This is a genomic window from Streptomyces sp. NPDC020422 (assembly GCF_044386705.1).
Lineage (GTDB): Bacteria > Actinomycetota > Actinomycetes > Streptomycetales > Streptomycetaceae > Streptomyces.
The window spans coordinates 102,678-126,323 of sequence record NZ_JBIRVJ010000003.1 but is presented as its reverse complement, the minus strand read 5'-3'; the positions used below and the strand labels follow the sequence as shown (position 1 = coordinate 126,323).

The 23,646-nt window shown below is 74.2% G+C and carries 20 protein-coding genes; 7 read left to right on the top strand and 13 right to left on the bottom strand.

Going from position 1 to position 23,646, the window contains the following annotated elements:
• Positions 1-142 precede the first annotated feature (142 nt).
• Positions 143-1,717, top strand: coding sequence for an alpha/beta hydrolase (locus ACH414_RS08100; RefSeq protein WP_386565953.1), 1,575 nt, complete (start codon positions 143-145; stop codon positions 1,715-1,717).
• 54 nt (positions 1,718-1,771) lie between these two features.
• Positions 1,772-3,334, top strand: coding sequence for an alpha/beta hydrolase (locus ACH414_RS08095; protein ID WP_398941212.1), 1,563 nt, complete (start codon positions 1,772-1,774; stop codon positions 3,332-3,334).
• A gap of 76 nt (positions 3,335-3,410) precedes the next feature.
• Here the strand turns inward: ACH414_RS08095 and moeZ are convergent, their stop codons facing one another.
• The 12 genes from moeZ to ACH414_RS08035 form a co-directional block, all read right to left on the bottom strand.
• Positions 3,411-4,589 carry an adenylyltransferase/sulfurtransferase MoeZ gene (gene moeZ / locus ACH414_RS08090; protein ID WP_382547582.1) on the bottom strand — a complete coding sequence of 393 codons (1,179 nt, stop codon included), beginning with the start codon at positions 4,587-4,589 and terminating at the stop codon, positions 3,411-3,413.
• 71 nt (positions 4,590-4,660) lie between these two features.
• Entirely contained in the window at positions 4,661-5,413 is a 753-nt protein-coding gene (locus ACH414_RS08085; RefSeq protein WP_382547584.1) for a spherulation-specific family 4 protein, read from the bottom strand.
• The gene (locus ACH414_RS08080) at positions 5,401-6,360 is read right to left on the bottom strand and encodes an NAD-dependent epimerase/dehydratase family protein (RefSeq protein WP_382547586.1); all 960 of its coding nucleotides are present in this window, start codon (positions 6,358-6,360) and stop codon (positions 5,401-5,403) included. Before ACH414_RS08080 ends, ACH414_RS08085 begins: the two co-directional genes overlap by 13 nt.
• Before the next feature lie 136 nt (positions 6,361-6,496).
• Complete coding sequence (locus ACH414_RS08075) at positions 6,497-7,774, bottom strand: hypothetical protein (protein WP_391769514.1); 1,278 nt, start codon at positions 7,772-7,774, stop codon at positions 6,497-6,499.
• A gap of 13 nt (positions 7,775-7,787) precedes the next feature.
• Positions 7,788-9,518 (bottom strand): DUF3492 domain-containing protein, encoded by a 1,731-nt coding sequence (locus ACH414_RS08070; protein WP_382547590.1) that lies wholly within the window; start codon positions 9,516-9,518, stop codon positions 7,788-7,790.
• A 194-nt stretch (positions 9,519-9,712) separates the two neighbouring features.
• The gene (locus ACH414_RS08065) at positions 9,713-11,377 is read right to left on the bottom strand and encodes an ABC transporter ATP-binding protein (RefSeq protein ID WP_398941210.1); all 1,665 of its coding nucleotides are present in this window, start codon (positions 11,375-11,377) and stop codon (positions 9,713-9,715) included.
• Positions 11,374-12,363: an ABC transporter permease gene (locus ACH414_RS08060; RefSeq protein WP_382547594.1), complete on the bottom strand. Its 990-nt coding sequence runs from the start codon at positions 12,361-12,363 to the stop codon at positions 11,374-11,376. Before ACH414_RS08060 ends, ACH414_RS08065 begins: the two co-directional genes overlap by 4 nt.
• Positions 12,360-13,337 carry an ABC transporter permease gene (locus tag ACH414_RS08055; protein WP_382547798.1) on the bottom strand — a complete coding sequence of 326 codons (978 nt, stop codon included), beginning with the start codon at positions 13,335-13,337 and terminating at the stop codon, positions 12,360-12,362. The genes ACH414_RS08060 and ACH414_RS08055 overlap by 4 nt, the downstream gene beginning before the upstream one ends.
• 23 nt (positions 13,338-13,360) lie before the next feature.
• Positions 13,361-15,085, bottom strand: a complete 1,725-nt coding sequence (locus ACH414_RS08050) for an ABC transporter substrate-binding protein (protein WP_382547596.1) — start codon at positions 15,083-15,085, stop codon at positions 13,361-13,363.
• 189 nt (positions 15,086-15,274) lie between these two features.
• Complete coding sequence (locus ACH414_RS08045; protein ID WP_383649909.1) at positions 15,275-15,370, bottom strand: Ms4533A family Cys-rich leader peptide; 96 nt, start codon at positions 15,368-15,370, stop codon at positions 15,275-15,277.
• 101 nt (positions 15,371-15,471) lie between these two features.
• Positions 15,472-16,710, bottom strand: coding sequence for a DUF3152 domain-containing protein (locus tag ACH414_RS08040; RefSeq protein ID WP_386565964.1), 1,239 nt, complete (start codon positions 16,708-16,710; stop codon positions 15,472-15,474).
• Positions 16,711-16,718: 8 nt separating this feature from the next.
• On the bottom strand, positions 16,719-17,702 hold the full coding sequence (locus tag ACH414_RS08035; protein ID WP_382547602.1) for an alpha/beta fold hydrolase: 984 nt from the start codon (positions 17,700-17,702) through the stop codon (positions 16,719-16,721).
• 156 nt (positions 17,703-17,858) lie between these two features.
• Between ACH414_RS08035 and ACH414_RS08030 the strand changes: the two genes are divergently transcribed.
• The 4 genes from ACH414_RS08030 (at position 17,859) to ACH414_RS08015 (ending at position 19,788) form a co-directional block, all read left to right on the top strand.
• Positions 17,859-18,074 (top strand): hypothetical protein, encoded by a 216-nt coding sequence (locus ACH414_RS08030; RefSeq protein ID WP_382547604.1) that lies wholly within the window; start codon positions 17,859-17,861, stop codon positions 18,072-18,074.
• Between the two features lie 252 nt (positions 18,075-18,326).
• Positions 18,327-18,986 carry a TetR/AcrR family transcriptional regulator gene (locus ACH414_RS08025; RefSeq protein WP_382547606.1) on the top strand — a complete coding sequence of 220 codons (660 nt, stop codon included), beginning with the start codon at positions 18,327-18,329 and terminating at the stop codon, positions 18,984-18,986.
• A 135-nt stretch (positions 18,987-19,121) separates the two neighbouring features.
• Positions 19,122-19,349, top strand: coding sequence for a DUF3107 domain-containing protein (locus tag ACH414_RS08020; protein ID WP_365338563.1), 228 nt, complete (start codon positions 19,122-19,124; stop codon positions 19,347-19,349).
• A 166-nt stretch (positions 19,350-19,515) separates the two neighbouring features.
• The gene (locus tag ACH414_RS08015) at positions 19,516-19,788 is read left to right on the top strand and encodes a hypothetical protein (RefSeq protein ID WP_382547608.1); all 273 of its coding nucleotides are present in this window, start codon (positions 19,516-19,518) and stop codon (positions 19,786-19,788) included.
• A gap of 54 nt (positions 19,789-19,842) precedes the next feature.
• On the opposite strand, the gene ACH414_RS08010 is transcribed toward ACH414_RS08015, so the two are convergent.
• Positions 19,843-20,574 (bottom strand): ferritin-like fold-containing protein, encoded by a 732-nt coding sequence (locus ACH414_RS08010; protein ID WP_382547610.1) that lies wholly within the window; start codon positions 20,572-20,574, stop codon positions 19,843-19,845.
• Between the two features lie 482 nt (positions 20,575-21,056).
• Here ACH414_RS08010 and ACH414_RS08005 point away from each other — a divergent pair.
• A partial coding sequence (locus ACH414_RS08005) for a DEAD/DEAH box helicase (RefSeq protein ID WP_398941206.1) occupies positions 21,057-23,646 on the top strand: 2,590 nt, incomplete at its 3' end.

Sequence of the window (23,646 nt, the reverse complement as noted above, 5' to 3'; positions counted from 1 at the left end):
GGTCGCCCGGTCGCCCGGTCGTCCGGTCGCCCGGTCGCCCGGTCGTCCGGTCGTCCGGTCGTCCGCGGGAAACGCTCCCGCGGCGCCACCCGCATGGACCACCTCCCGCGCGAGGGGTCGGCGGGCGGCCCACGATGGGGGCATGCCGATCTCCGCAGCTCAGCGTGTTGCCCTGCTCACCGCGTCCACGGTGCTCCTCGCCGCCGGGTGCTCGGACAGCGGCGACTCGGGGGCCGCGGCCCCCGCGACCAGCGGACCGACCGGACTCGACCGGCTGGCCGCGCAGAAGCCGGAGTGGTCCGCGTGCCTGCCGCCGTCCCCGGCGGAGGGCGGCGGGCCCGCGCCCTCGCCGCTGCCGGACGGCACCCAGTGGGAGTGCGCGTTCATGACCGCGCCCCTCGACTACGCCAAGCCCGACGGCGACACCGTCGACCTGGCCCTGATCCGGGCCAAGGCGCGGGACCGGAACCGGCGGATCGGCTCGCTGGTGTTCAACTTCGGCGGGCCCGGCGGCTCCGGCGTCACCGGGCTGCCCAGCTTCGCGAAGGACTTCGAGTCCCTGCGCTCCCGCTACGACCTCGTCTCCTTCGACCCGCGCGGGGTCGGCCGCAGCGAACCCGTCGAGTGCGCCACCGACAAGGAGCTCGACGCCTACTACGCCCTCGACTTCACGCCCGACGACGCCGCCGAGGAGCGGACGCTGTCCGACGCGCAGAAGAAGTACGCGGCCGGCTGCGAGAAGGCCGCCGGGCCCGAGCTGCCGCACGTCGGCACCGAGAACGCCGCCCGGGACATGGACCTGATGCGGCGGGTCCTGGGTGACGCCAAGCTGCACTACTTCGGCATCTCGTACGGCACCGAGCTCGGCGGCGTCTACGCCCACCTGTTCCCGAAGAACGTCGGGCGTGCCGTCTTCGACGCCGTCGTCGACCCCGAGGCCGGGGTGGAGGCGGGAGCGCTCGGGCAGGCCAAGGGCTTCCAGCTGGCGCTCGACAACTTCGCGCAGGACTGCGTGGACCGCGGCGACGCCTGCGTGCTGCCCGGCGACAGCGTGGCCGGGATCGAGGAGTTCATCACCGACCTGCTCGCCCGGCTCGACAAGAAGCCGATCCCCGGCATCGGCGACCGGGTGCTCACCCAGACCCAGGCCACCAACGGCATCGCGCAGGCGCTGTACTCCAAGGAGTTCTGGCCCTATCTGGAGCAGGGGCTCGACGAGGCAGACGGGGGCAACGGGGCCCTGCTGCTCGCCCTGTCGGACTCGATGAACGGGCGCAACCAGACCGGCAGTTACAGCAACATCCAGGCCGCGAACGCCGCGATCAACTGCGTGGACTTCAAGGAGCGCTACACGCTCGGCCAGGCCAAGGAGCGGCTGGGCGAGTTCCGCCAGGCCTCCCCCGTGTTCGGCGACTTCATGGGCTGGGCGCTGGCGAGCTGCGCCCAGTGGCCGGTGCCGGGCGCCTGGGACCACCCGGACGTCTCGGCCGCGGGCTCCGCCCCGATCCTGGTCATCGGCAACACCGGCGACCCGGCCACCCCGTACGAGGGCGCCCGCTCGATGGTGGACGCCCTCGGCGCGGGCGTCGGCGTGGAGCTGACGTACAAGGGGCAGGGCCACGGCGCGTACAGCAGCGGCAGCAAGTGCGTGAAGAGCGCCACCGACGCGTACCTCCTGGACGGGAAGGTGCCGGCCTCCGGGACCGTCTGCCAGTAGGCGCCGGCCCGCCGCCTACGATGGCGGAACAGTACGGATCACGGGGGGTTGCCCATGTCGGATGCGGTCATACGAAGGCACGTCGGGGGCGCCGTGCTGGCGCTCGTGGGGATCCTCGCCGCCGGGTGCGCGAGCCCCGGCGGCTCGGCGGCGCCGAGCCGTCCGTCCGCCTCCGCCGCCACTCCCCCGGCCGACGGCAAGCCCACCGCCGCCTCCGGTCTGCCCGCCGCGCTCACCGGGCAGCGCCCCGACTGGAAGCGCTGCGCCGCCCCCGAGGGCGGCGAGGCGCCGGGCTCCTCCTGGCGCTGCGCGGAGGTCCGGGTGCCCCTCGACTACGACGAGCCGGACGGCGAGACCATCCCGGTCGCGCTGATCCGCAAGGAGGCCCGGGACAGGACCGCACGGCTCGGCTCGCTGCTGTTCAACTTCGGCGGGCCCGGCGCGTCGGGCGTCGACATCCTGCCGCGCGCGGCGAGCGAGTACGGCGCCCTGGGCCGCCGCTACGACCTGGTCGGCTTCGACCCGCGCGGGGTCCAGCGCAGCGCCGGCGTGGTCTGCCGGGACGACGCGGAGCAGGACGCCGCCGAGCGGACGGTCGACTACACGCCGGACACGGCCGCCGAGGAGAAGCGCTTCCTCGACGACGCCACCGCCTTCGGCGCCGGCTGCGCCCGCCGCTCCGGCAGGCTCCTGCCGCACACCACGACCGCCGACACCGCCCGCGATCTCGATCTGGTGCGCCAGGTCCTCGGCGACGCCCGCCTGAACTACTTCGGCATGTCCTACGGAACGCAGCTCGGTGCGGCGTACGCCCATCTCTTCCCCGGGAACGTGGGGCGCCTCGTCCTCGACGCCGTCGTCGACCCGACCGCCGACTCCGTCGGGCACGCCCGCAACCAGACGATCGGCTTCCAGCGGGCCCTCGACAACTACCTGCGCTCCACCGGGCAGGACCCGAAGGCCGGTACGGAACGGATCGTGCGGCTCCTCGCCCGCCTGGACCGCGAGCCGCTGGCCGTCGGCGACCGGAAGCTGACCCAGTCGCTGGCGCTCACCGGGGTGGTGATGCCGCTCTACTCGCAGCAGAGCTGGCCGCTGCTCACCACGGCGCTGCGGCAGGCGGAGAGCGGCTCCGGCAAGGAGCTCCTGCAGCTCGCCGACTGGTACGACGACCGGGACGCGTCGGGCCACTACTCCACCCAGTCCCACTCCCAGCGGGCGATCTCCTGCGCCGACTCGGCCGAGCGGCCGACCGCGGGCCAGGCCCGTGCGCTGCTGCCCGAGTTCCGCCGGCTCTCCCCGGTCTTCGGCGAGTTCCTGGCCTGGGACACGGCCGGCTGGTGCGCGAACTGGCCGGTGAAGGGCGCGGCGACGGCCATGGACGCGAGCGCCCCGGGGGCCGCCCCGATCCTGGTCGTGGGCACCACCGGCGACCCGGCCACCCCGTACGAGGGCGCCGAGCGGATGGCGAAGGCGCTGGGCCAGGGGGTGGGCGTGCTCGTCTCCAACAAGGGCGAGGGGCACGGGGCGTACGGCTCGTCCTCGTGCGTGACGAAGACGGTCGACGCGTACCTCCTGGACGGGAAGGTGCCCGCGTACGGCACCTCGTGCTCCTGACCGCGCCACGACCGCATGCGTAAGGGCCCGGACCTCCTGCGAGGTCCGGGCCCTTGCGCGCGGCCTTCCGTGCGGCCTAGTAGACCGGCTTCTCGGGCTCGATCTGGTTGACCCAGCCGATCACGCCGCCGCCGACGTGCACGGCGTCCGCGAAGCCCGCGGACTTGAGCACGGCGAGGACTTCCGCACTGCGGACACCCGTCTTGCAGTGCAGGACGATCCGCTTGTCCTGCGGGAGGTCCTGGAGGGCGGTGCCCATCAGGAACTCGTTCTTCGGGATCAGACGCGCGCCGGGGATCGACACGATCTCGTACTCGTTCGGCTCGCGGACGTCGATGATGTCGATGTTCTCGCCGTCGTCGATCCACTCCTTGAGCTGCTTGGGAGTGATCGTCGAGCCGAGCGCCGCCTCCTGGGCCTCCTCGGACACGACGCCGCAGAAGGCCTCGTAGTCGATGAGCTCGGTGACGGTCGGGTTCTCGCCGCAGACCGCGCAGTTCGGGTCCTTGCGGACCTTCACCTGGCGGTACTGCATCTCCAGGGCGTCGTAGATCATCAGGCGGCCGACCAGCGGGTCGCCGACCCCGGCCAGCACCTTGATGGCCTCGGTGACCTGGATGGAGCCGATGGACGCGCAGAGCACGCCCAGGACGCCGCCCTCGGCGCAGGAGGGGACCATGCCCGGCGGCGGGGGCTCCGGGTAGAGGCAGCGGTAGCAGGGGCCGTACTCGGACCAGAAGACCGAGGCCTGGCCGTCGAAGCGGTAGATCGAACCCCACACGTACGGCTTGTTGAGGAGCACGCACGCGTCGTTGACCAGGTACCGGGTGGCGAAGTTGTCGGTGCCGTCGACGATCAGGTCGTACTGGCTGAAGATGTCCATCACGTTCTCGGCCTCGAGCCGCTCTTCGTGGAGGATCACGTTCACGTACGGGTTGATGCCGAGGACCGAGTCCTTCGCGGACTCCGCCTTGGAGCGGCCGATGTCCGCCTGGCTGTGGATGATCTGGCGCTGCAGGTTCGACTCGTCGACCTCGTCGAACTCCACGATGCCGAGCGTGCCGACGCCGGCGGCGGCCAGGTACATGAGGGCGGGCGAGCCGAGGCCGCCCGCGCCCACACAGAGCACCTTCGCGTTCTTGAGCCGCTTCTGCCCGTCCATCCCGACGTCCGGGATGATCAGGTGGCGGGAGTACCTGCGGACCTCGTCAACGGTGAGCTCGGCAGCCGGCTCGACCAGGGGTGGCAGCGACACGGAGACCTCATCAATACTCTGGTCGGTATTTCACTACGGTGGTTCTGTCGACAACACTGCCACGCCGCTCCTCATTCCGAGACACCCCGTCCGATACGCGAGACGATTTCGTCCCAGTAGCCGGGCAGCGTGTGGAATTGGTCGGTTTGTCCCGGACGGCCCCTGCGGTCGGTGAAGAAGACCGTCGCCGCGCCCTGCCACCGGGCGATCCGCAGGGCCTCCTCCAGATGGGTCCTCGGCACCCCGTGCACCAGGTGGACGAACTTCCCCGCCGGGTAGTCGGCGGTCCACTCCGCCACCTGCGACCAGCGGTAGTCCGCCCAGGCGCCGGAGAACGTGACCAGCTGGTCGGCCGCCTCCGCGTATCCGGGGTACGGATGGGTGCCGTGGCCCAGGACGAGATGGCCGCCGCGGTCCCCGCTCTCCCCGTCGACCAGCGCCTCCAGCGTCGCCGAGATCCGCCGGACCCCCACCAGGTCGGCCCGGTCGACGGGGGCGCGGTCCAGGTAGAAGCCGTCGGCCTTGTACCAGTCGAGGAAGCGCTGGGCGTCCGAGACGACCTCGCCGAAGGGGCGCGAGCCGTGCCGCAGGTCGATGTGCCCGAGCACCCGGACGCCCGCGTTGCGCAGCTTTCCCGCCGCCTCCAGGCAGTGCGGGTCGGGCCGGTCGCCCGGCCCCTCGGCGACGTTCAGGACGGCCCAGTGGACGGGCGTGCCGGGGCGGGTGAGCTCGGCCCACTCGACCGGGGCGAGCAGCGGGTGGGCGTAGCCGGGGACGCCCACGCCCATCGCGAGGGCGGTGCCGGTGGCGGTCAGATGCGGCATGCCGCCTCCATCCAGATGTCCGCCAGCGACTCCTCCAGGTTGATCCGCGGGCGCCAGCCGAGCCGGTCGCGGGCGGTGCGCACGTCGGCCTGCTGCCAGGGGCCGCAGCCGTCGGGGTACGGGAAGGGGGCGGCGGCCAGCTGCTCGGCGATGGTCTCGGTGCGCGGGGCGCCGATGACCGGGCGGGGCGGCGGGCCGTCGAGCTCGTGGAGCGCCCCGGCGAATCCGGCCACGCGGGCCAGCACGGCGGCGGCGTCGCGGAGCCGGACGGCCCGGCCGGTGCCGATGTTGACGACGCCCTGGGCGGCGGAGAGCGAGGCGGCGTGGACGGCCCGGGCGACGTCCCGTACGTCGACGAAGTCGCGCTGCACGCCGAGGCCGCTCAGCTTGAGCTCGCCGTCGCCGGCCTGCATGGCGCGGCGCATCGCCTCGGCGAGCCGGCCGAGCGGGGAGCCGGCCGGGGTGCCGGGGCCGACCGGCGAGAACACCCGCAGGACGACGGCGTCCAGGCCGGAGCCGAGGACGAGTTCGGTCGCGGCGAGCTTGGAGACCCCGTAGGGGCCGCCGGGCCGGGGCACGGCGTCCTCTGCGGTGGACGAGCCGGGCTGGCTCGGCCCGTACTCGGAGGCGCAGCCGACCTGGACGAGGCGGGCGCCGCAGCCGCTGCGGCGCAGGGCCTCGCAGACGGTGGCGACGGCGACGGTGTTGTGCCGGGTCAGCTCGCGGGCGCCGCCGCGGGTGGCGCCCGCGCAGTTGACGACGACTCCGGGGTGGACGGCGTCGAGGAAGCGGGTCAGCGCGCCGGGGCTGCCGGTCGCGAGGTCGAACCGTACGTCGGCGTCGTCGCCGCGGCCGAGGGCGGTGAGGTGCACCGCCGGGTCGGCGAGCAGCCGGTCGGCGACGAAGCGGCCGATGAATCCGTTGGCTCCGAGCAGCAGCACCCTCATCGTGCAGCCCCTTCGTGCCGACCGGCCGTGGCGTGAGGTAGGCGCGTCATGATCTCTTTCGTCTCCTTGGGATGGTCCAGGTTCGGGGGCCGGGCGCCCGCGGCGTCGGCTCCGCGGGTGCGCCGGGCGGCGGGGGTCAGCGGGCGGTGGCGTGCGCCGAGGCCCGGGAGAGGGCCGTGGTGGCGTGGGCCAGGAGGGCGAGGGCCGCGGCGCCGCACACGAGGACGGGAACGGCGGCGGGCCCCCAGGCGTCGACGGCGGTGCGGACCGGCGCGTCGAGGAAGGCGCAGCCCGGGAGGCGGGCGGCGAGGACGAGGGCGAGGGCGAGGGCTTCGGCGGCGCAGGCGGCGGCGAGCGCCTGGGCGGCGGTCTCGGGCAGGCCGTGCACGGTGAGGAGCCGGGCGAGGAGCAGCAGGGCGCCGAGGGCGAGCGCGCCGGGGTGGAAGCCGGTGAGGGCGAGGAGCCCGCCGAGCAGGGCGAGTTGGGCGGCGACGGTGGCGAGCAGCAGGGGTCGGACACCCGCCGCGAAGTCGTCGAGGCCCCGGCTCGCGGCGAGTCGGCGGCGGGCCCGGGCGGCGAAGAGGTGGGCGCACCAGGCGGCGGGGGCCACGGCGACGGCGAGGGCGAGCAGCGGACCGGTGTCCAGGACCCAGGCGCCGTAGGTTCCGCTGGGCGTGCCGCCGGGGGTGAGCAGGGTCCAGGCCCCGTCGGGTCCGCCGGTCAGGAGCTGTTCCAGGAGGCCGTCGCCGGCCACCGCGTAGCCGAGCAGCCAGAGGGTCCAGGGGATCGCGGCGGGGGCGGTGCGGTCGGCGTGCAGGGGGCCGCGGCGGACGGCGACGAGCAGGGCGGCGACCAGGCCGAGGATCCCGAGCGCCGCGACGGCGCCCCGCAGCGGCCCCTCGGTACGGGCGAGCCCGGCGGTGGCGAGGGCGGCGACGGCTCCGGGGGCGCAGGCGGCGAGCGCCCAGGCGGCCGTCCCGCCGGGTGCGGCCGGGGCGGCGGCGGGGCGGGCGGGGGCGCTCTCGCCGCGGGGCACCCGGGCGTACAGCTCCTCGGCGAGCGAGAAGACGTCGCGGTGGCGGAAGCGGGCGGCGGTGCGGTCGGTGACGCCGTGGGCTTCGAGTCCCGCGGCGATCTCCAGGGGGTCGACGGCCCGTTCGCACAGCGCGCGGTGGCGGTGCATGAGGGCTTTGACGGGGTCGGCGGTGGCGCGTCGCGGGGGGCGGGTGCCGAGGGCGGGGGCGGGCGCGGAGGCGGCCTGCTGAATCGCTTCGGCAGGCGTGGCCTTGACCGGGAGGGCGAGGGTGGCGGCGGGGCCCGGTGCGCCGGGGGCCGGGGCCGAGGGGACCTGGAGCAGCGCCTCGGAGCGGGGGTCCCAGGGGCCTGGGCTGGTGGGTGCGGCGGGGCCGCGCATGGGTGTGCCTCCTTCAGGCATCGGGGTCTCCCGTACCGGCCGCCGCGGTGAGCCGCTGGTCGGCCCAGCTGCCCGGCACATACGCCTCGGCCGGGTGCGCGAAGGGCACGGCCGCGGCGGTGCGGCGGCACACCGGCGCGCGGGAGAGCAGTTCGAGGTAGATGCCGCGGAACGCCGCCAGGTTCTGTTCGACGGTGAACAGCTCCAGGGCGCGGGCACGCGCGGCGGCGCCCAGGCGGTAGCGGCGCTCGGGGTCGCGCAGCAGCGCGAGGCAGGCGTCGGCGAGCGCCTTGGGGTTGCGCGGGGGGACGACGAGTCCGGTGCCTCCGATGACCTCGACGACGGCGCCGACGTCGGTGGAGACGGTGGCCCGTGCGCAGAACATCGCCTCGACGAGGCCCACGGGGAAGCCCTCGACGACGCTGGACAGGACGACCACGGCGCTGGAGGCGTAGGCCTCTTCGAGGGTCGGGGCCTCGGGGCCGCCCAGTTCCTCGAAGGAGACGGGGCTCTCGCCGATCTCGTGCCGGCCGGCGGCCTCGGCGGGGAAGAGCTGCTCGGCGAGGTTGCGGCAGTGCGCCAGATACGCGGCGGCGCCCGGCTCGCGCACCGGTGCGGCGATGATCCGCAGCCGGGCGTCGGGCTGCAGCCGGCGCACCTCGGCGAAGGCGTGCAGCAGGGCGATCAGGTCCTTGGCGGGCTCGACGTGGCCGATCCAGGCGAGGGTCGCCGGGTCGCCGCTCTCCTCGTCCTCGCCGACCTCGGCGAAGCGTTCGGCGTCCATGCCCGGGTGGACGGTGCGGAGCCGGGAGCGGTCGGCGCCGCACCGCTCCTGCCAGCGGCGGGCGTGGGCGTTGCCGGGGGTGAGGAGGGCGGCCTGGCGGTAGACCTCGGCGGCGAGCCGGCCGTGGAAGGCGGCGAGCAGGGCCCGTACGGGGGTGGCGAGGGGGGCGTCGGCGGCGGCGAGGTAGTGGGCGCGCAGCTGGACGCCGTACTCGGTGACGAGCAGCGGGGTGCCGAAGAAGCGTTTGGCCAGGAGGCCGGGGAGGGCCGCCGCGCCGGCCGAGGCGGCGTGGCAGAGGTCGGCCTGGCCGAGGCCGCCGCCCTCTTCGGCGTACCAGTCGAGGGAGAGCGGGCGCAGGGCGCGCTCCAGCTGGTCGAGGAAGGCGAGGTGGTCGGGGACGGTGGCGGCGGCCAGGCCGCGGCGGGCGCCGGCGGCCCGGGCGGCGGCCTCCAGGACGCGGAGGGCGGACTCGGAGCGGAGCGCGGTGCGCAGTCCGCCGTGGTCGCGGGCGAGTTCGGCGAGGCCGTAGAGCCCGGCGGCGAAGTGTTCGGCGGCCGCGTCCCCGGCGCCGGAGCGCTCGGTCCGGCCCCCGGCGTCGGCGCCTCGGCCTTCGGCGGCGGGTCCGGCCGCCCGCGAGGGTCCCGAAGCCCCCGCGGGCCCGGTCGGCCGCTCGGCGCAGATGCCTTCGGCCAGCTCGCGGAAGGCGGCCTCGAAGCGGCGCCGCTCGCGCCGCCCGTAGCCGCGGCCCTCGTCCTCGTCGGCCCAGAGCGAAGCGGTGCGCACCTCGCGGACGTTGGGCGGGAGCGGCAGCCGGCCGGCGGCCTCCTGGCGGGCGTCGCGGCTGAGGGCGTAGACGTCGAACTCGTGCGGGGCGAGCCCGCGGACGAGCCGGTCGCACCAGAGCCCGGACTCACCCGTGGCGTACGGATAGCCACCCTCCGTGAGCAGTCCGATCCGCATTGGGCACACACCCCCGATCTCCCGTGACGGCGGCCACCTTTCGGTCCGGTGACCCGCAGCGGGAAGAACGTAAGCGGATATGCCGGTGGCGCGATGGACGGTTGTCCGTCGCGCCACCGGAAGGGGTGAATGCACGTAACTTTCCCACCCCGGTAGCGTTCCGTGGCGCTACAAGGCGGTTTCGTCACTGTCGGTCAGGCTGCGGCCAGCTCCTTGCCCTGTCCGCGGCGCCGCTCCCGGCGCTCCGCCGCGAGCGCCGGGTCGAGCGAGGGGACCGCCGCGAGGAGGCTGCGGGTGTACGGGTCCCGGGGTGCGCCGTACACCTCCTCGACGGTGCCCTGCTCCACGATCCGGCCCGCGCGCATCACGGCGACCCGGTCGCTGACCTGCCGTACCACGGACAGGTCGTGGGCGATGAACACCAGCGCCAGGCCGAGTTCGGCCTGGAGGTCGGCGAGGAGGGCCGTGACCTGGGCCTGGGTGGTGACGTCGAGCGCCGAGACGGGCTCGTCGCAGACGATCAGGCGGGGCTCCGCGGCGAGCGCGCGGGCGATGCCGACGCGCTGGCGCTGACCACCGCTGAACTCGTGCGGATAGGCGTCGTAGCGGTCGGGGTCGAGCCCCACCCGGTCGAGGAGTTCGCGCACCCGCGCCCGGACCCGGGCGTCGTCCCGGGTGCCCGCCGCGCGCAGCGGGTCGGCGATGGACTCGCCCACCGAGCGGCGCGGGTTGAGCGAGGAGACCGGGTCCTGGAAGACCATCTGCAGCTCGCGCCGGAGCGGGCGCAGCTCCTTCTCCGACAGGCCGCCGATCTCCCTGCCCCCGTAACGCAGTCCGCCCGAGGTCGGGTCGAGCAGCCGCACCAGCATCCGGCCCAGGGTGGTCTTGCCGCTGCCGGACTCGCCGACGACGCCCAGGGTCTCCCCCGCGCGGACGGTCAGCGAGGCGCCGTCGACGGCGGTGAACCGGTCCTTGCCGCGTCCGAACTCCCGCCGCAGGTCGACCGCTTCGAGCAGCGGCTCGCCTCGGCCGGGTCCGGCCTGGGCCGGGATCGGCGCCGGTCGCACGGGACCGTCGAGCCGGGGCACGGCGGCGAGGAGTTCGCGGGTGTACGACTCCGCGGGCGAGGCGAGGACGCGGGTGACGGGCCCGCGTTCGACCTCGCGTCCGCCGCGCATGACCAGGACCTCGTCCACGCTCTCGGCCGCCACGCCCACGTCGTGGGTGACGAGCAGCAGGGCGGTGCCGGTCTCGCGGCGCAGCTCGTGGAGCAGGTCGAGGATCTGGGCCTGGACGGTGACGTCGAGGGCGGTGGTGGGCTCGTCGGCGACGAGCAGCCGCGGCTCGCAGGCGAGGGCCATCGCGATGAGGGCGCGCTGGCGCATGCCGCCGCTGAACTCGTGCGGGCGGGAGCGCGCGCGGCGGGCCGCGTCGGGGATGCCGACCCGGTCGAGGACCTCGACCGCGCGGGCGCGGGCGGCCTTCCCGGTTGCCGGGTGGTGGATCCGGTACACCTCCGCGATCTGGTCGCCGATCGCGTAGTACGGGTCGAGCGCGGAGAGCGGGTCCTGGAAGACCATGGCGGCCACGCCGCCGCGCAGCCGGCGCAGTTCGGTCCCGTCCGCGCGGCCGACGTCGATGCCGCCGACGGTGACGCGGCCCTCGACGTGGGCGCCGGTGCCGTGGTGCAGGCCGAGCAGGGCGCCGGCCACGGTGGACTTGCCGCTGCCGGACTCGCCGACGAGGGCGAGCGCCCGGCCGGCCCCGAGCGTGAACGACAGCTCGTCCACGGCCCGGACGCCGCCCTCGAAGGAGACGCTGAGGCCGTCGACGGCGACCAGGGGTTCTTCGATGCTCATGAGAGGACCACCCTTCGGTCGGCGGCGGCGTAGAGGAGGTCGGCGACGACGTTCGCCACGACCACGGCGACTCCGGTGAGGAGCACGATGCCCACGACCACCGGCAGGTCGATGTGCCGGACGGAGTCGATGAGGGTCTTGCCGAGACCGGGGATGCCGAAGAGGGACTCGGTGAGCACGGCGCCGCCGAACATCGAGCCGAGGTCGAGCGCGCTGAGCGCGATCACCGGCGGCACGGCCCCGCGCAGCGCGTGCCGGGTGACGACGGCCCGCTCCCCCACGCCGTACGCGCGGAAGGTGCGGATGTGGTCCTCGGCCAGCGTCTCCAGGGTGGAGCTGCGGGTCATCCGGGCGTACTTGGCGGACTCGAAGAAGCCGAGGGTGAGCCAGGGCAGCAGCATGTTCCAGGCCCACTGCTCGGGGTCCTCGCCCAGCGGCACATAGGTCGGGAAGGGCAGCCACTGGAGGTAGGCGCAGACCGCCATGAGCAGCAGCAGGCCCAGGATGAACACGGGCGTGCCGGTGCCGGCGAGGGTGAGCACGGTCAGGGTCCGCTCGGTGAGCCCGCCGCGGCGCAGCGCGGAGAGCAGTCCGGTGCCGACGCCGATGACGAGCCAGATGACCATCGCGCCGAGCGCGAGGGAGGCGGTGGCGGGCAGCCGCTCCAGGATGATCCGGGTGACCTGCTGGTCGTTCTGGTACGACAGGCCGAGGCAGGGCGCGTCGCAGTGCAGGACGCCGGTGCCCGAGGAGTAGTCGCGGCCGGCCACGACGCCCTGGAGGAAGTGCAGGTACTGCACGAGGACCCCGTCGTTCAGGCCGAGTTGCTCGCGGACCTGGGCGATCTGCTGCGGGTTGCAGCGTTCGCCGCAGGCGAGCCGGGCGGGGTCGCCCGGCAGCAGGTAGAACAGGCCGTAGACGAGGACCGAGAGGGCGAGCAGGACCAGCACGGCGCCCGCGAGCCGCTTGAGGATGTAGCGGGTCATGAGGTCTTCTCCTTGCGGGCCCGCTTGGCCCGGCGGGTGCCCACGGCGAGGCGGCCGGCCTCGCGCGGGTCGAGGGCCGTCCGTACGGCGTCGCCGAGCACGGTGAAGGCGAGCACGGTCACGAAGAGCAGGCCGGCGGGCAGCAGGACGTACGCCGGGTCGGCGCGGAACCAGGTCTGCGCGGTGGACAGCATCTGTCCCCAGGACGGGGTGGGCGGGGTGACGCCCACGCCGAGGAAGGAGAGCGAGGCCTCGACGACGATGTTGCCGGGCACGAGGATCGCGGCGTAGGTGATGACGGGCGCGGCGAGCGAGGGGATCAGCTCGCGCCGTGCGGTGCGCCACCGTCCCGAGCCGGCGAGCCGGGAGGCGGCGACGAAGTCGAGGCTCTTGAGGGTGAGGGTCTGGGCGCGCACGATCCGGGAGGTGCCGGCCCAGCCGATCAGCCCGATGACCAGGATCAGCAGCAGCGGGCGCGGGAAGTCGCGCGGGACGACCGCGGTGAGCGCGATGGCGAGGACGAGGAACGGCAGCGCGACGAACACGTCGGTGATCCGGCCGAGGAGGGCGTCGACCCAGCGGCTGCCGAGACCGGCGGCGAGGCCGATGAGCACGCCGATGAGGATCTGGACGGCGGTGGCGCCGACGGCGACGAGCAGCGAGATCCGGGCGCCGTACAGGAGCCGGACGAACAGGTCGCGTCCGGTGCCGGGTTCGACGCCGAGCCAGTGGTCGGCGCTGATTCCGCCGAAGGAGCCGTACGGGACGCCGCCGCGGGCGGAGTCCACGAGGTCGTCGTGGTACGTGTGCTGGTCCTGGCCCTCCAGGGCGGCGAGCAGCGGGGCGGCGACGGCGAGCAGGACGAGCAGGGCGAGCACGGAGGCGGCGACGAGGGCGGAGGGCCGGGTGCGCAGCCTCCGCCACACCTGCCGGGCGGCGCCCGTGGCGGGGGTGACCGCCACGGGCGCCGACACGTCGGACGGTGAGCTGAGCGAGGTCACTTGACCGCGACCTGCGAGATGTCGAGGACGCCGGTCCAGTCGCTGATGACGACGTTCTTGATGTCCTTGCCGACGAGGCGCTTGTAGACCGGGTGGAAGAGCGGCACGTCGAGCGCCTGCTCGCCGATCTTCTTGTCCAGGGCGCCCCAGCGGGCTGCGGCGGCCTTGAGGTCGGTCAGCTTGTTGATCTCGTCGATCTCCTTGTTGACCGCCGGGTCGTTCAGCTGCGCGTGGTTGTAGTTGGAGCCGTTGGTGACGATCTGGCGGCCGTCGAAGATCGGCGCCAGGAAGGGGCCGCCGGCCGGCCAGTCGGCACCCCAGCGGGAGAGGAAGAAGCCGGGCGCGTTCTTGACGCTCCAGCGCTTCTCGTTGAAGGAGTTGGGCTCCTGGCCGTCGAGCTTGACGGTGATGCCGGCCTTGGCGAGGGCCTCCTGGACGGCGGTGGCGACCTCGGGGCTGGTGGCGCGGTTCTGGGCGGTGGAGTGCAGCAGGGTGACGGTCAGGCCGTTGGGGTAGCCGGCCTCCTTGAGGACCTGCTTGGCCTTGGCCGGGTCACCGGTCTTGCCGGCCGGGAAGTGGTCGTAGGGGGTGAAGCCGAAGGACTTCTGCTCGGGCAGGAAGGTGGTGGCGGCCTCGGCGAGCGCCGAGCCGCCGGCGGCGTTGACGACGCTGGTGCGGTTGATCGCGTAGGAGATCGCCTGGCGCACCTTCGGGTTGTCGAAGGGCTTCACCTTCGGGTTGAAGGCGAGGTAGTTGGTGTAGCCGAAGTGTCCGGTGCCGACGCGGGCGGCGAGCTCCTTGTCGGAGCCGACCTGCGCGAGCTCGGCCGGGCCGAGGTTGGTGTCGGTGGTGACGGCGGCGGCGTCGGCGCCCGCGGAGGTGGAGAGGCGCTGGTTGATGACGGCCTCGTCGAGGCCCGACTTGACGTCGATCGTGTCGGGGTAGGCCTTGCGCTCCTCGTCCGTCTTGGGGTCCCAGTGCGGGTTGCGCTCCAGGACGAGGCGCTGGCCGTCGTTCTCGTTCCTGACGACCTTGTACGGGCCGGAGGAGACCGGGTGCTCCTCGTACTTGGCGCCGGTGTCCTTGGCCTGGGGGACGGGGGCGAACTGGGTCTGGGTGGCGACGAAGGGGAACTCGCCCTCGGGCTTCTTCAGCTTGAAGACGATGGTCCTGGCGTCGGGGGTGACGATCGACGCGAGGCCCTTCTTGTCCTTGTAGGGGCCCTGGTAGGTGTCGCCGCCGACGAGCCAGTCACGCAGGTAGGGCGCGCCGCCGGAGAGCTCGGCGGCGAAGGAGCGCTCGATGCCGTACTTGATGTCGGCGCTGGTGATGGGCGTGCCGTCCTCGAACTTCAGCCCGTCCTTGAGGGTGTACGTCCACTCGGTGGCGTCCTTGTTGGGGCGGCCGGTGTCGGTGGCGAGGTCGGGGACGACCTGGGTGCCGGCGGCGCCCGCCTCGCGGTTGCGGGTGGTGAGGGTGCGGAAGACGAGGGAGGGGACGTTGCCGCCGCCGGAGGTGTAGAGGCGGGCCGGGTCGAAGTCCTCCTGGGGCTCGCTGTTCAGGACGGTGAGCGTGCCGCCCTTCTGCGGGCCGCCCGCGGCCTTGCCGGAGGCGCCCTTGCCGGCGTCCTGGGGTCCGGCGCAGGCGACGGCGCCGGAGGCCAGGACGAGACTGACGACGGCCGCTGCCGCGCGGCGCGAGATGACGGACGGTTGACGCATGGGAAGGAGACCTCTCGGGGTGAACTGCGGGAAAAGGCAAGGGATTTCCGCAGGCAGGCACCGAGAATCGGCCCGAAGGGAATAACGGGAATGCGCGCCTGCGGTTCAGCGGAACCCGGGCGCGGGGAAGATAAGGCGGTAAGGCGGGAAGCCAGGAAGCCTTGAAGGCCGACGCGCGCTCGGGCGGCGTCAGCGACAGAGAATGTCGGCGACCGCGTGTCCGGTCACGCCGATGAGCGCCAGCTGGAAAGCGGCGCGATCGGAAATGGCGTGACGGGGCGACATGCCGAGAAATATGAACGAACGCCTGAACGATGTCAACGCGCCCCTACGCATTTCCGAGACGCCCGTCTCACCTGTCGGACGGCCACCGCATCGACGGCCCGTCAACTTCCCGGGTGCACCCAGGGGTTGGGACGGCACTTGATGCCGTCGATGTCCAGGGACTTCGTCTGCTGCTGCATCACGGGTGCGAGCGCGCCCGGTGTGCGGCAGCTCACATGGCCGTGCCCGAGCCGGTGCCCGACCTCGTGGTTGATGAGCATCTGGCGGTAGGCGTGCATCGCCTGGGGCCCGAAGGTGGCCGAGCCCTGCGCCCAGCGGAAGGCGTTGATCATCACGCGCTGGGTGGAGGCCGAGTCGCAGGACACGTTGTCGATGGTGGTGTCGAGGCCGGACTTCCGGCACCAGTCGCCGGTGGTCCCGGGGCTGGCCAGGGAGATCACGAACTCCGGCTCCCCGCTGGAGATCCGCTCGAAGGTCATCTCGCCCTGCCCGGCCCAGCTGCGCGGGTCGTTGAGGGTCTTCTGCACGGCCTGTGCGAAGAGCGCCCCGTCCAGTCCGAGCCCCTGCTCGACGTCCACCCGGTAGCGGACCTTGCGGCCCTTGCCCGGCGCCCGGTCGAAGCCGGGGACGGCCTCGAACGTGCCCGGGCCCTGCAGGTGGGGGTCGATCGGGAACCGGCGGGCCATCAGCTGCTCGTACGAGGGCGGCGCGGCCGGCGTCGGCTTCGAGGGCGTGACCCGGTCGTCGGAGCGCGAGACGGGGCTCTGGGCGTCGGCGCGGTCCACGGAGTCGTCGGCCGAGTGGGACCGGGGCGTCCCGTCCTTCTCGCGCTCGGCGACCTGGCCGGCGACGACCAGGGCGAGGACGGTGGTGACGGCGGCCGCGGCGATGCCGGTGAGGGTCCGGCCGAGCCCGCCGGCCCGGACCGGCTGCCGTTTGGGCGCCCGCGCGGGCGGCGCGGCCTGCCCGGCCGCTGCCGACTGCTCGGCCGGTGCGGTCCGCTCCTGCTGCTCCCCCTGCCGCCTCGCGGAGGGCGCCGCACGGCGCGGCCCGGGGATGAGGGGCGGGGCGGCGGGGCGCGCCGCGGGGGCCGTGTCCTCGGCGTGCGCCGGGTGCCCGCCGCGTACGGCGTGCCCGGCGGGCGGGTCGTACGGCCCCTGGTAGCGGGGGGTGCCGTGCATCGGCGTGTCGAACGGGTGGCCGGGGCCGGTCCCCTGGGGCTGGGTCCCCGTGACCCGTCGGCGCCGACCCGTCCCGGGCGCCGGGCCCGGCCCCGCGGCCTCGCGCTGCCCGGTGTCGGCCACCGGGGCGGCGGGGCCCTTGCGACTATGTCGTCCCACGGTCCGGCTCAGCTCCCGCCCTCGGCCGATGCCGCCCGGGCGGCATCGGTGATCAGCTCCCGCACCGCGGCGGCGACCGTCTCCGGATACTCCATCATCGCCACGTGGCCCGCGTCCGGGAGCGTCAGCAGCCTGGAGCCGCGGAACGCGGCCACGGCCCGGCGCGCCATCCGGTACGACACGAGCTGGTCGCGCCCGCCGTACACGAGCAGGGTCGGGGCGAGCACCCGCTCCGCCTGCCGCCACAGACCGTGCTGGCCGCCCAGGGTGTAGGCGTCGACGATGCCGCGCGAGGAGCGGGCCATCGCGTCCCAGAAGTACGGCAGCTCCAGGCGCCGCTCCATCTCCTCCACCGCGTGCCGCAGGCCCTCGTCGGTGACCCGCCCGGGGTCCCCGTAGCAGAGCGCGAGCACCCCGCGGACCCGCTGCTCGGCCGTCCACCCCTGGGTGAGGCGCGCGAAGAGCGGGGCGACGCCCGGCAGCGCGAGCAGCGCGGTCGGCCAGGCGGTCTTCTGGGCGCGCAGCTCGGGCAGCGCCGGGGAGATCAGGGTCAGGGTGCGGACCAGGTCGGGCCGGACCGCGGCGACCCGGGTGGCGACCGCGCCGCCCAGCGAGTTGCCGAAGAGGTGCACGGGGCCGCGGCCCGTGGAGTCCAGGAGCCGGATGACCGCGCGGGCGTGTCCCGTCACGGAGTAGTTGCCGTCGTCCGGCGGCGGCGAGTCGCCGAAGCCGGGCAGATCGAGTGCCTCGCCGTCCACCAGGTCCGCGAGCAGCGGCATCAGGGCCGACCAGTTCTGCGAGGAGCCGCCGAGGCCGTGCACGTACAGGGCGGGCGGAAGACCGGCCGTCTCGCCGGGCCGCGCGCGCACGGTCAGGGTGAGCCCGGGCAGCGCGACGGAGCGCAGCTCCTCGCCGTCGGCGACCCGCACGGTGCGCGGCCGGGTCGCGGGCGATGCGGCGGTCCGGGTTTCCGGCAGCTCGGTCGAGGACATGGCAGCGATATTACGAGACGATCACGCCCGGGCGCGTGTGGCCGGCGTCACAGGATCGGGTGCGGCGGGCCGGGGGAACTCCTACGCTCGAAGGGTGAGGGCCATGGAGCAGACCCGACAGGACCCGCGGACCCCGCCCGCTCCGGAAGGAACCGCATGACTGCCGACCCGAACGAGCCGGACACCTTCGCCGAGAAAGAGGACGTCGTGCTGGACGAGGAGACCCCGGAGGCCGACGCGGCCGAACAGCACACCGAGCTGCAGCAGCACGAGGACGAGCAGCCCAGTCCCCTCATCCACGAGGGCGCCAACGACGCGGACGCCCTCGAACAGACCCGGGTGGTCGCCGTCGACGAGGACGACTACCGCTGAGGGTGCTTCTCGGCTTCTCCCGGCCGGCCCGCGCAGGAGGCGACCGGGCGTCGACCGCTGCCCGCACCATCGCACGAATGGCGTATTGAGCGGCCGGCTCCCGCTGTTTTGTTCGCTTAGGTGGTGAATCCGCTCTCGCCCCGGGCGTCCGGTCCGTGAAATTCTGCGTTCGCACCGCGCACAGCCGGGTTACCCAAAAGTACGATGGCGGCGCGACGCCAATGCGCGCATGGATCGATATTTGGAGGCGGCGTGAGCGCCATCGAGCAGACAGAGGCAGCACGCCCTCGGGGCACGCGCCTGCCGCGCCGTGCCCGACGCAACCAGCTGCTCGGCGCGGCCCAGGAGGTGTTCGTCGCCCAGGGGTACCACTCGGCCGCCATGGACGACATCGCCGAGCGGGCCGGCGTCAGCAAGCCGGTCCTTTACCAGCACTTCCCGGGCAAGCTGGAGCTCTACCTCGCGCTGCTCGACCAGCACTGCGAGTCGCTGCTCCAGTCGGTCCGCACGGCGCTGGCCTCCACCACGGACAACAAGCTCCGCGTGGCCGCCACCATGGACGCCTACTTCGCGTACGTGGAGGACGAGGGCGGCGCGTTCCGGCTCGTCTTCGAGTCCGACCTCACCAACGAGCCGGCCGTGCGCGAGCGCGTCGACCGGGTGAGCCTGCAGTGCGCCGAGGCGATCTCCGACGTCATCGCCGAGGACACCGGACTGGCCAAGGACGAGTCGATGCTGCTCGCCGTCGGCCTCGGCGGGGTCTCCCAGGTCGTCGCCCGCTACTGGCTCTCCAGCGAGTCCCCGGTCCCCCGCGACAAGGCCGTGGCGCTGCTGACCTCGCTCGCCTGGCGCGGCATCGCCGGCTTCCCGCTGCACCCGGTGGACGGGCAGCTGAGCGCCGAGGGGCACTGAGCGATCGCCCACCGCGGGCCGGATGTTCGCTCCTGGCGTGCGGCGGCTGAGCCGTACGCGTCGCCTCACCGGGCTAATGTGTGCAGCGTACGGCGCGGTATCCGCGCACAGCTGACCGTTCGGAGGGACATAGCCGTGGAGGTCAAGATCGGCGTGCAGCACGCACCCCGGGAGATCGTTCTGGAGAGCGGGCAGTCCGCCGAGGAGGTCGAGCGCGCGGTGGCCGACGCGCTGGCCGGCAAGGCGCAGCTGCTCAGCCTGACGGACGAGAAGGGCCGCAAGGTCCTGGTACCGGCCGACAAGATCGCGTACGTCGAGCTCGGTGAGCCGGCCGTCCGCCGGGTGGGCTTCGGCGCGCTCTGAGCGGTTCGCGATCGGCAGGTGAACGGCGACAAGGCCCGGTGGAGGCTCCACCGGGCCTTTCGTATGCCCACGTCAGGGGGTATGGGGAGGATTGTCTTCCGGGCCTGCCGGGTAGGACGGCTGTGACCGAACTGCCCGCCCCGCACCGCACGCGAGGTGATCCGCCGTGTTCCTGGAAGCTCTCGGTTCCGCCCTGCTCGGCTTCGCCCTGGCCTGGGCCGCCCTGCACCGGCTGCCCGACCGCCTCCCCGCACGGGGCGCCGTCCTCGTCACGGGCGCGCTCGGCGCCGTCTTCGGCGCCCTGGTGACCCACGGGGCCCTCGGCCCCGGCCACTTCCTCGCCACCTTGATCGGTGCGGTCGCGGTGGCGGCGGTGCTGCTGTCGCTGCTGATCCGCCCGGCCTCGCGCCGGCTGCGCCGATCAGCCGCGGCGGGCTGACACGAGGCCGGGGACGCCGTCGCGGCCCCGGCCCCTGCACAGGGACGTGACCGACTAGGCCGCGAGGCCCAGGGCCGCCATCCGCTTGGTGTGCGCTTCGGTGATGCGGGAGAACATGCGCCCGACCTCGGCGAGGTCGAAGCCCGCGGCCATCCCGTCCACGCCGCCCACCAGCATCGTCGACAGCGCGTCGCGCTCGGCGACCACGCGCTGGGCCTGCGAGAGCGCCTCGCCCATCAGCCGGCGGGCCCACAGGGCGAGCCGGCCGCCGACGCGGGGGTCGGCGTCGATGGCGGCGCGGACCTTCTCCACGGCGAAGTTGCCGTGGCCGGTGTCGTCGAGCACGGAGAGCACGAGACCGCGGGTGTCGGAGTCCAGGCGGGCGGCGACCTCCCGGTAGAAGTCGCTGGCGATCGAGTCGCCCACATAGGCCTTGACCAGGCCCTCCAGCCAGTCCGACGGCGCGGTCTGGCGGTGGAAGTCGTCCAGCGCCTTGGCGAACGGCTCCATGGCGGACGTGGGCTCGGCGTCCACGGCGGCGAGCCGGTCGCGCAGCCGCTCGAAGTGGTGGAACTCCGCCGAGGCCATCTTCGCCAGCTCCGCCTTGTCCGCGAGGGTCGGCGCCAGCTTGGCGTCCTCGGCGAGCCGCTCGAAGGCGGCCAGCTCGCCGTAGGCGAGGGCGCCGAGCAGGTCGATCACGGCGGCGCGGTACTGCGGCACGGCGGAGGCCGTGGCCCAGTCCTGGGCGGCGATACCGGTGGGTGTGGCGTTGTCGGGCGTCTCCATGAAGCGCACAATAGCCCGCTCCCGCGCCCGGCCAAGGCGCTGGTCAGTGACTGTGACCGTGGCCTCGTCCGGAATTCTCCCGACACACATGCGCGATTCCGGGGTACAGTGGTAAGGCGCCTGCTGAGTATGCGGACATGCTTTCGCACGTTCGGACGTACCCCGTGGGCCGACTCATGAATGAGGATGCCCGGTCGGTGGCCCGATCGGCTCCGGCCCGACAGCCCTTCCGGCGCACCCGCCGAGGGGTCCCTCAAGCGGCACGACGCTCGAGCGACGGCAGTGGTCCCGCGCCACCCGGTCACGGCCTTCGAGGCCAGACCGGAAGTGATCCGGCACGGTAAGACCCCCAGCGTTCGCCTCGCGCCGCGTCTCACAGAAGAGGCAGTTCCCTGACTACGTTCCGAGACCTCGGGATTCTTCCCGAGACGGCCGAGGCCCTGGAAGCCGTCGGCATCGTTTCCCCCTTTCCCATCCAGGAGATGACCCTTCCGGTCGCCCTTTCCGGCACCGACGTCATCGGCCAGGCCAAGACCGGCACGGGCAAGACCCTCGGTTTCGGCCTCCCCATCCTGGAGCGCGTCACCGTCCCCTCGGACGTCGAGGCCGGCCGGGCCAAGCCCGAGCAGCTGACCGACGCCCCGCAGGCGCTCGTCGTCGTCCCCACCCGCGAGCTGTGCCAGCAGGTCACCAACGACCTGCTGACCGCCGGCAAGGTGCGCAACGTGCGCGTCCTCGCCATCTACGGCGGCCGCGCGTACGAGCCGCAGGTCGAGGCGCTGCAGAAGGGCGTCGACGTCATCGTCGGCACCCCCGGCCGCCTGCTCGACCTGGCCGGCCAGCGCAAGCTCGACCTGTCGCACGTCAAGGTCCTCGTCCTGGACGAGGCCGACGAGATGCTCGACCTGGGCTTCCTGCCCGACGTCGAGAAGATCATCAACATGCTTCCGGCGAAGCGCCAGACCATGCTGTTCTCGGCGACCATGCCGGGCGCGGTCATCGGCCTGGCCCGCCGCTACATGTCGAAGCCCACGCACATCCGCGCCACCGCGCCGGACGACCAGGGCGCGACCCACAAGAACATCACCCAGCGCGTCTACCGCGCCCACTCCATGGACAAGCCGGAGATGGTCGCGCGCATCCTGCAGGCCCGTGGCCGCGGACTCGCGATGATCTTCTGCCGCACCAAGCGCACGGCGGCCGACATCGCCGAGCAGCTGGAGCGTCGCGGCTTCGCCTCGGGCGCCGTCCACGGCGACCTCGGCCAGGGCGCCCGCGAGCAGGCGCTGCGCGCCTTCCGCAACGGCAAGGTCGACGTGCTCGTCGCCACCGACGTGGCGGCGCGCGGCATCGACGTCGAGGGCGTCACGCACGTCATCAACTACCAGTCCCCCGAGGACGAGAAGACCTACCTCCACCGCATCGGCCGCACCGGCCGCGCGGGTGCGAGCGGTACGGCGATCACCTTGGTCGACTGGGACGACATCCCGCGCTGGCAGCTGATCAACAAGGCCCTGGAGCTGGACTTCCACGACCCGGCCGAGACCTACTCCAGCTCGCCGCACCTCTACGCCGAGCTCGACATCCCCGAGGGCACCAAGGGCATCCTGCCGCGCGCCGAGCGGACCCGAGCCGGTCTGGACGCCGAGGAGCTCGAGGACCTGGGCGAGCCGGGCGGCCGCCGGGCCCGCGGCCCGCGCCAGGAGAAGACCGAGGAGCGCCCGGCGCGCACCCGCACCCCGCGCCAGCGTCGCCGCACCCGCGGCGGCTCGGACGCCCCGGCCGCCGCCGACGCGGCGCCGGTGACGGCGCCCGAGACGGCCGCCGCTCCGGCGGAGTCCGCCGCTCCCGCCGAGGCCACCGCCCCGCGCACCCCGCGCCGCCGTCGCCGCACCCGCGCCGCGGGCCAGACGGGCGTGCCGGTGGCCGGCGCGGCCACGGCCGAGCCGGTCGAGGCCCCGGCCGCCGAGCCGAAGGCGGAGGCCCCCGCGGCCGAAGCTCCGGTCGCCGCGGCCGAGACCGCCGCGCCGAAGCGCGGTGGCCGCGTGGCCGAGGCCCGTACGGCCGACGCCGTCGAGCCGAAGGCCGACGCGCCCGTCGCCCAGGACCGCACGGTCGAGGCCCCGGTCGCCGAGGCTCCCGCCGCCGAGGCACGGCCGCGGCGCCGACGGGGTCGTGGCGGGCGCGCCGAGGGTGCCGCCCCCGCGGCCGCTCCGGCCCCCGTCGCGCCGGTCGAGGCTCCGACGGCGCCGCGCCGGCGTCGGGTCCGGCCGCGTCCGGTCGAGGACACGGTGACGTTCCAGACGGTCGAGACGGCCGCCGCGGCGCTCGCCGCCGACCGCAGGACCGCAGCGGTTCCCGCGCAGTCGGTCGAGGAGCCCAAGGCGCCCGCCGCCAAGGCCGTCGAGGCCCCGGTCGACGCCGAGCCCAAGGCGCCCCGCCGCCGGGTGACCCGCAAGGCCACCGGCTCCGCCGAGACCTCGGTTCCGGCCCAGGCCGCCGAGCCGGTCGTCGCCGCCGCCCCCGCGGCGGAGTCCGCCGTGCCGGCGCAGGCGCCCTCGGCCCCCCGGGCCCGGCGTCGTGCGACCCGGCCGGCCACCAGCACGGTCACGGCGACCGCCGAGGCCCCCGCGGCCGCGGAGGCGCCCGAGGCCCCCGCGGCTCCGGTCGAGGAGGTCGCGCCCCGGCCGCGCCGTCGGGCGACCCGTAAGGTCTCCAGCCCGGTGACGTCCACCCCGGCGGCCGAGGCCGTCGTGGTGATCGAGGCTCCGAAGGCCCCGGTCGTCGAGACCCCGGCCGTCGAGGCCGAGGCCGCCCCGAAGGCGCCGCGCAAGCGGGCCGCCAAGAAGGCCGTCGCCGAGCCCGTCGAGGCAGCCGCCGATGCACCCGGGGCCGAGGCCCCGAAGGCCCCGCGCAAGCGCGTGACCAAGAAGGCCGTCGCCGCCGAGACCCCGGCCGCCGAAACCCCGGCCGCCGAGGCCGAGGCCGCCCCGAAGGCGCCGCGCAAGCGGGCCGCCAAGAAGGCCGTCGCCGAGCCCGTCGAGGCAGCCGCCGATGCACCCGGGGCCGAGG

What these genes read in the sequence shown, in the direction of transcription:
- ACH414_RS08100 (WP_386565953.1), top strand. Translation starts at nt 143, where the DNA reads ATGCCGATCTCCGCAGCTCAGCGTGTTGCCCTGCTCACCGCGTCCACG.
- ACH414_RS08010 (WP_382547610.1), bottom strand. Translation starts at nt 20,574, where the DNA reads ATGGAGACGCCCGACAACGCCACACCCACCGGTATCGCCGCCCAGGAC.
- ACH414_RS08065 (WP_398941210.1), bottom strand. Translation starts at nt 11,377, where the DNA reads ATGAGCATCGAAGAACCCCTGGTCGCCGTCGACGGCCTCAGCGTCTCC.
- ACH414_RS08085 (WP_382547584.1), bottom strand. Translation starts at nt 5,413, where the DNA reads ATGCCGCATCTGACCGCCACCGGCACCGCCCTCGCGATGGGCGTGGGC.
- ACH414_RS08045 (WP_383649909.1), bottom strand. Translation starts at nt 15,370, where the DNA reads ATGTCGCCCCGTCACGCCATTTCCGATCGCGCCGCTTTCCAGCTGGCG.
- ACH414_RS08095 (WP_398941212.1), top strand. Translation starts at nt 1,772, where the DNA reads ATGTCGGATGCGGTCATACGAAGGCACGTCGGGGGCGCCGTGCTGGCG.
- ACH414_RS08030 (WP_382547604.1), top strand. Translation starts at nt 17,859, where the DNA reads ATGACTGCCGACCCGAACGAGCCGGACACCTTCGCCGAGAAAGAGGAC.
- ACH414_RS08080 (WP_382547586.1), bottom strand. Translation starts at nt 6,360, where the DNA reads ATGAGGGTGCTGCTGCTCGGAGCCAACGGATTCATCGGCCGCTTCGTC.
- ACH414_RS08035 (WP_382547602.1), bottom strand. Translation starts at nt 17,702, where the DNA reads ATGTCCTCGACCGAGCTGCCGGAAACCCGGACCGCCGCATCGCCCGCG.
- ACH414_RS08075 (WP_391769514.1), bottom strand. Translation starts at nt 7,774, where the DNA reads ATGCGCGGCCCCGCCGCACCCACCAGCCCAGGCCCCTGGGACCCCCGC.
- ACH414_RS08070 (WP_382547590.1), bottom strand. Translation starts at nt 9,518, where the DNA reads ATGCGGATCGGACTGCTCACGGAGGGTGGCTATCCGTACGCCACGGGT.
- ACH414_RS08060 (WP_382547594.1), bottom strand. Translation starts at nt 12,363, where the DNA reads ATGACCCGCTACATCCTCAAGCGGCTCGCGGGCGCCGTGCTGGTCCTG.
- ACH414_RS08050 (WP_382547596.1), bottom strand. Translation starts at nt 15,085, where the DNA reads ATGCGTCAACCGTCCGTCATCTCGCGCCGCGCGGCAGCGGCCGTCGTC.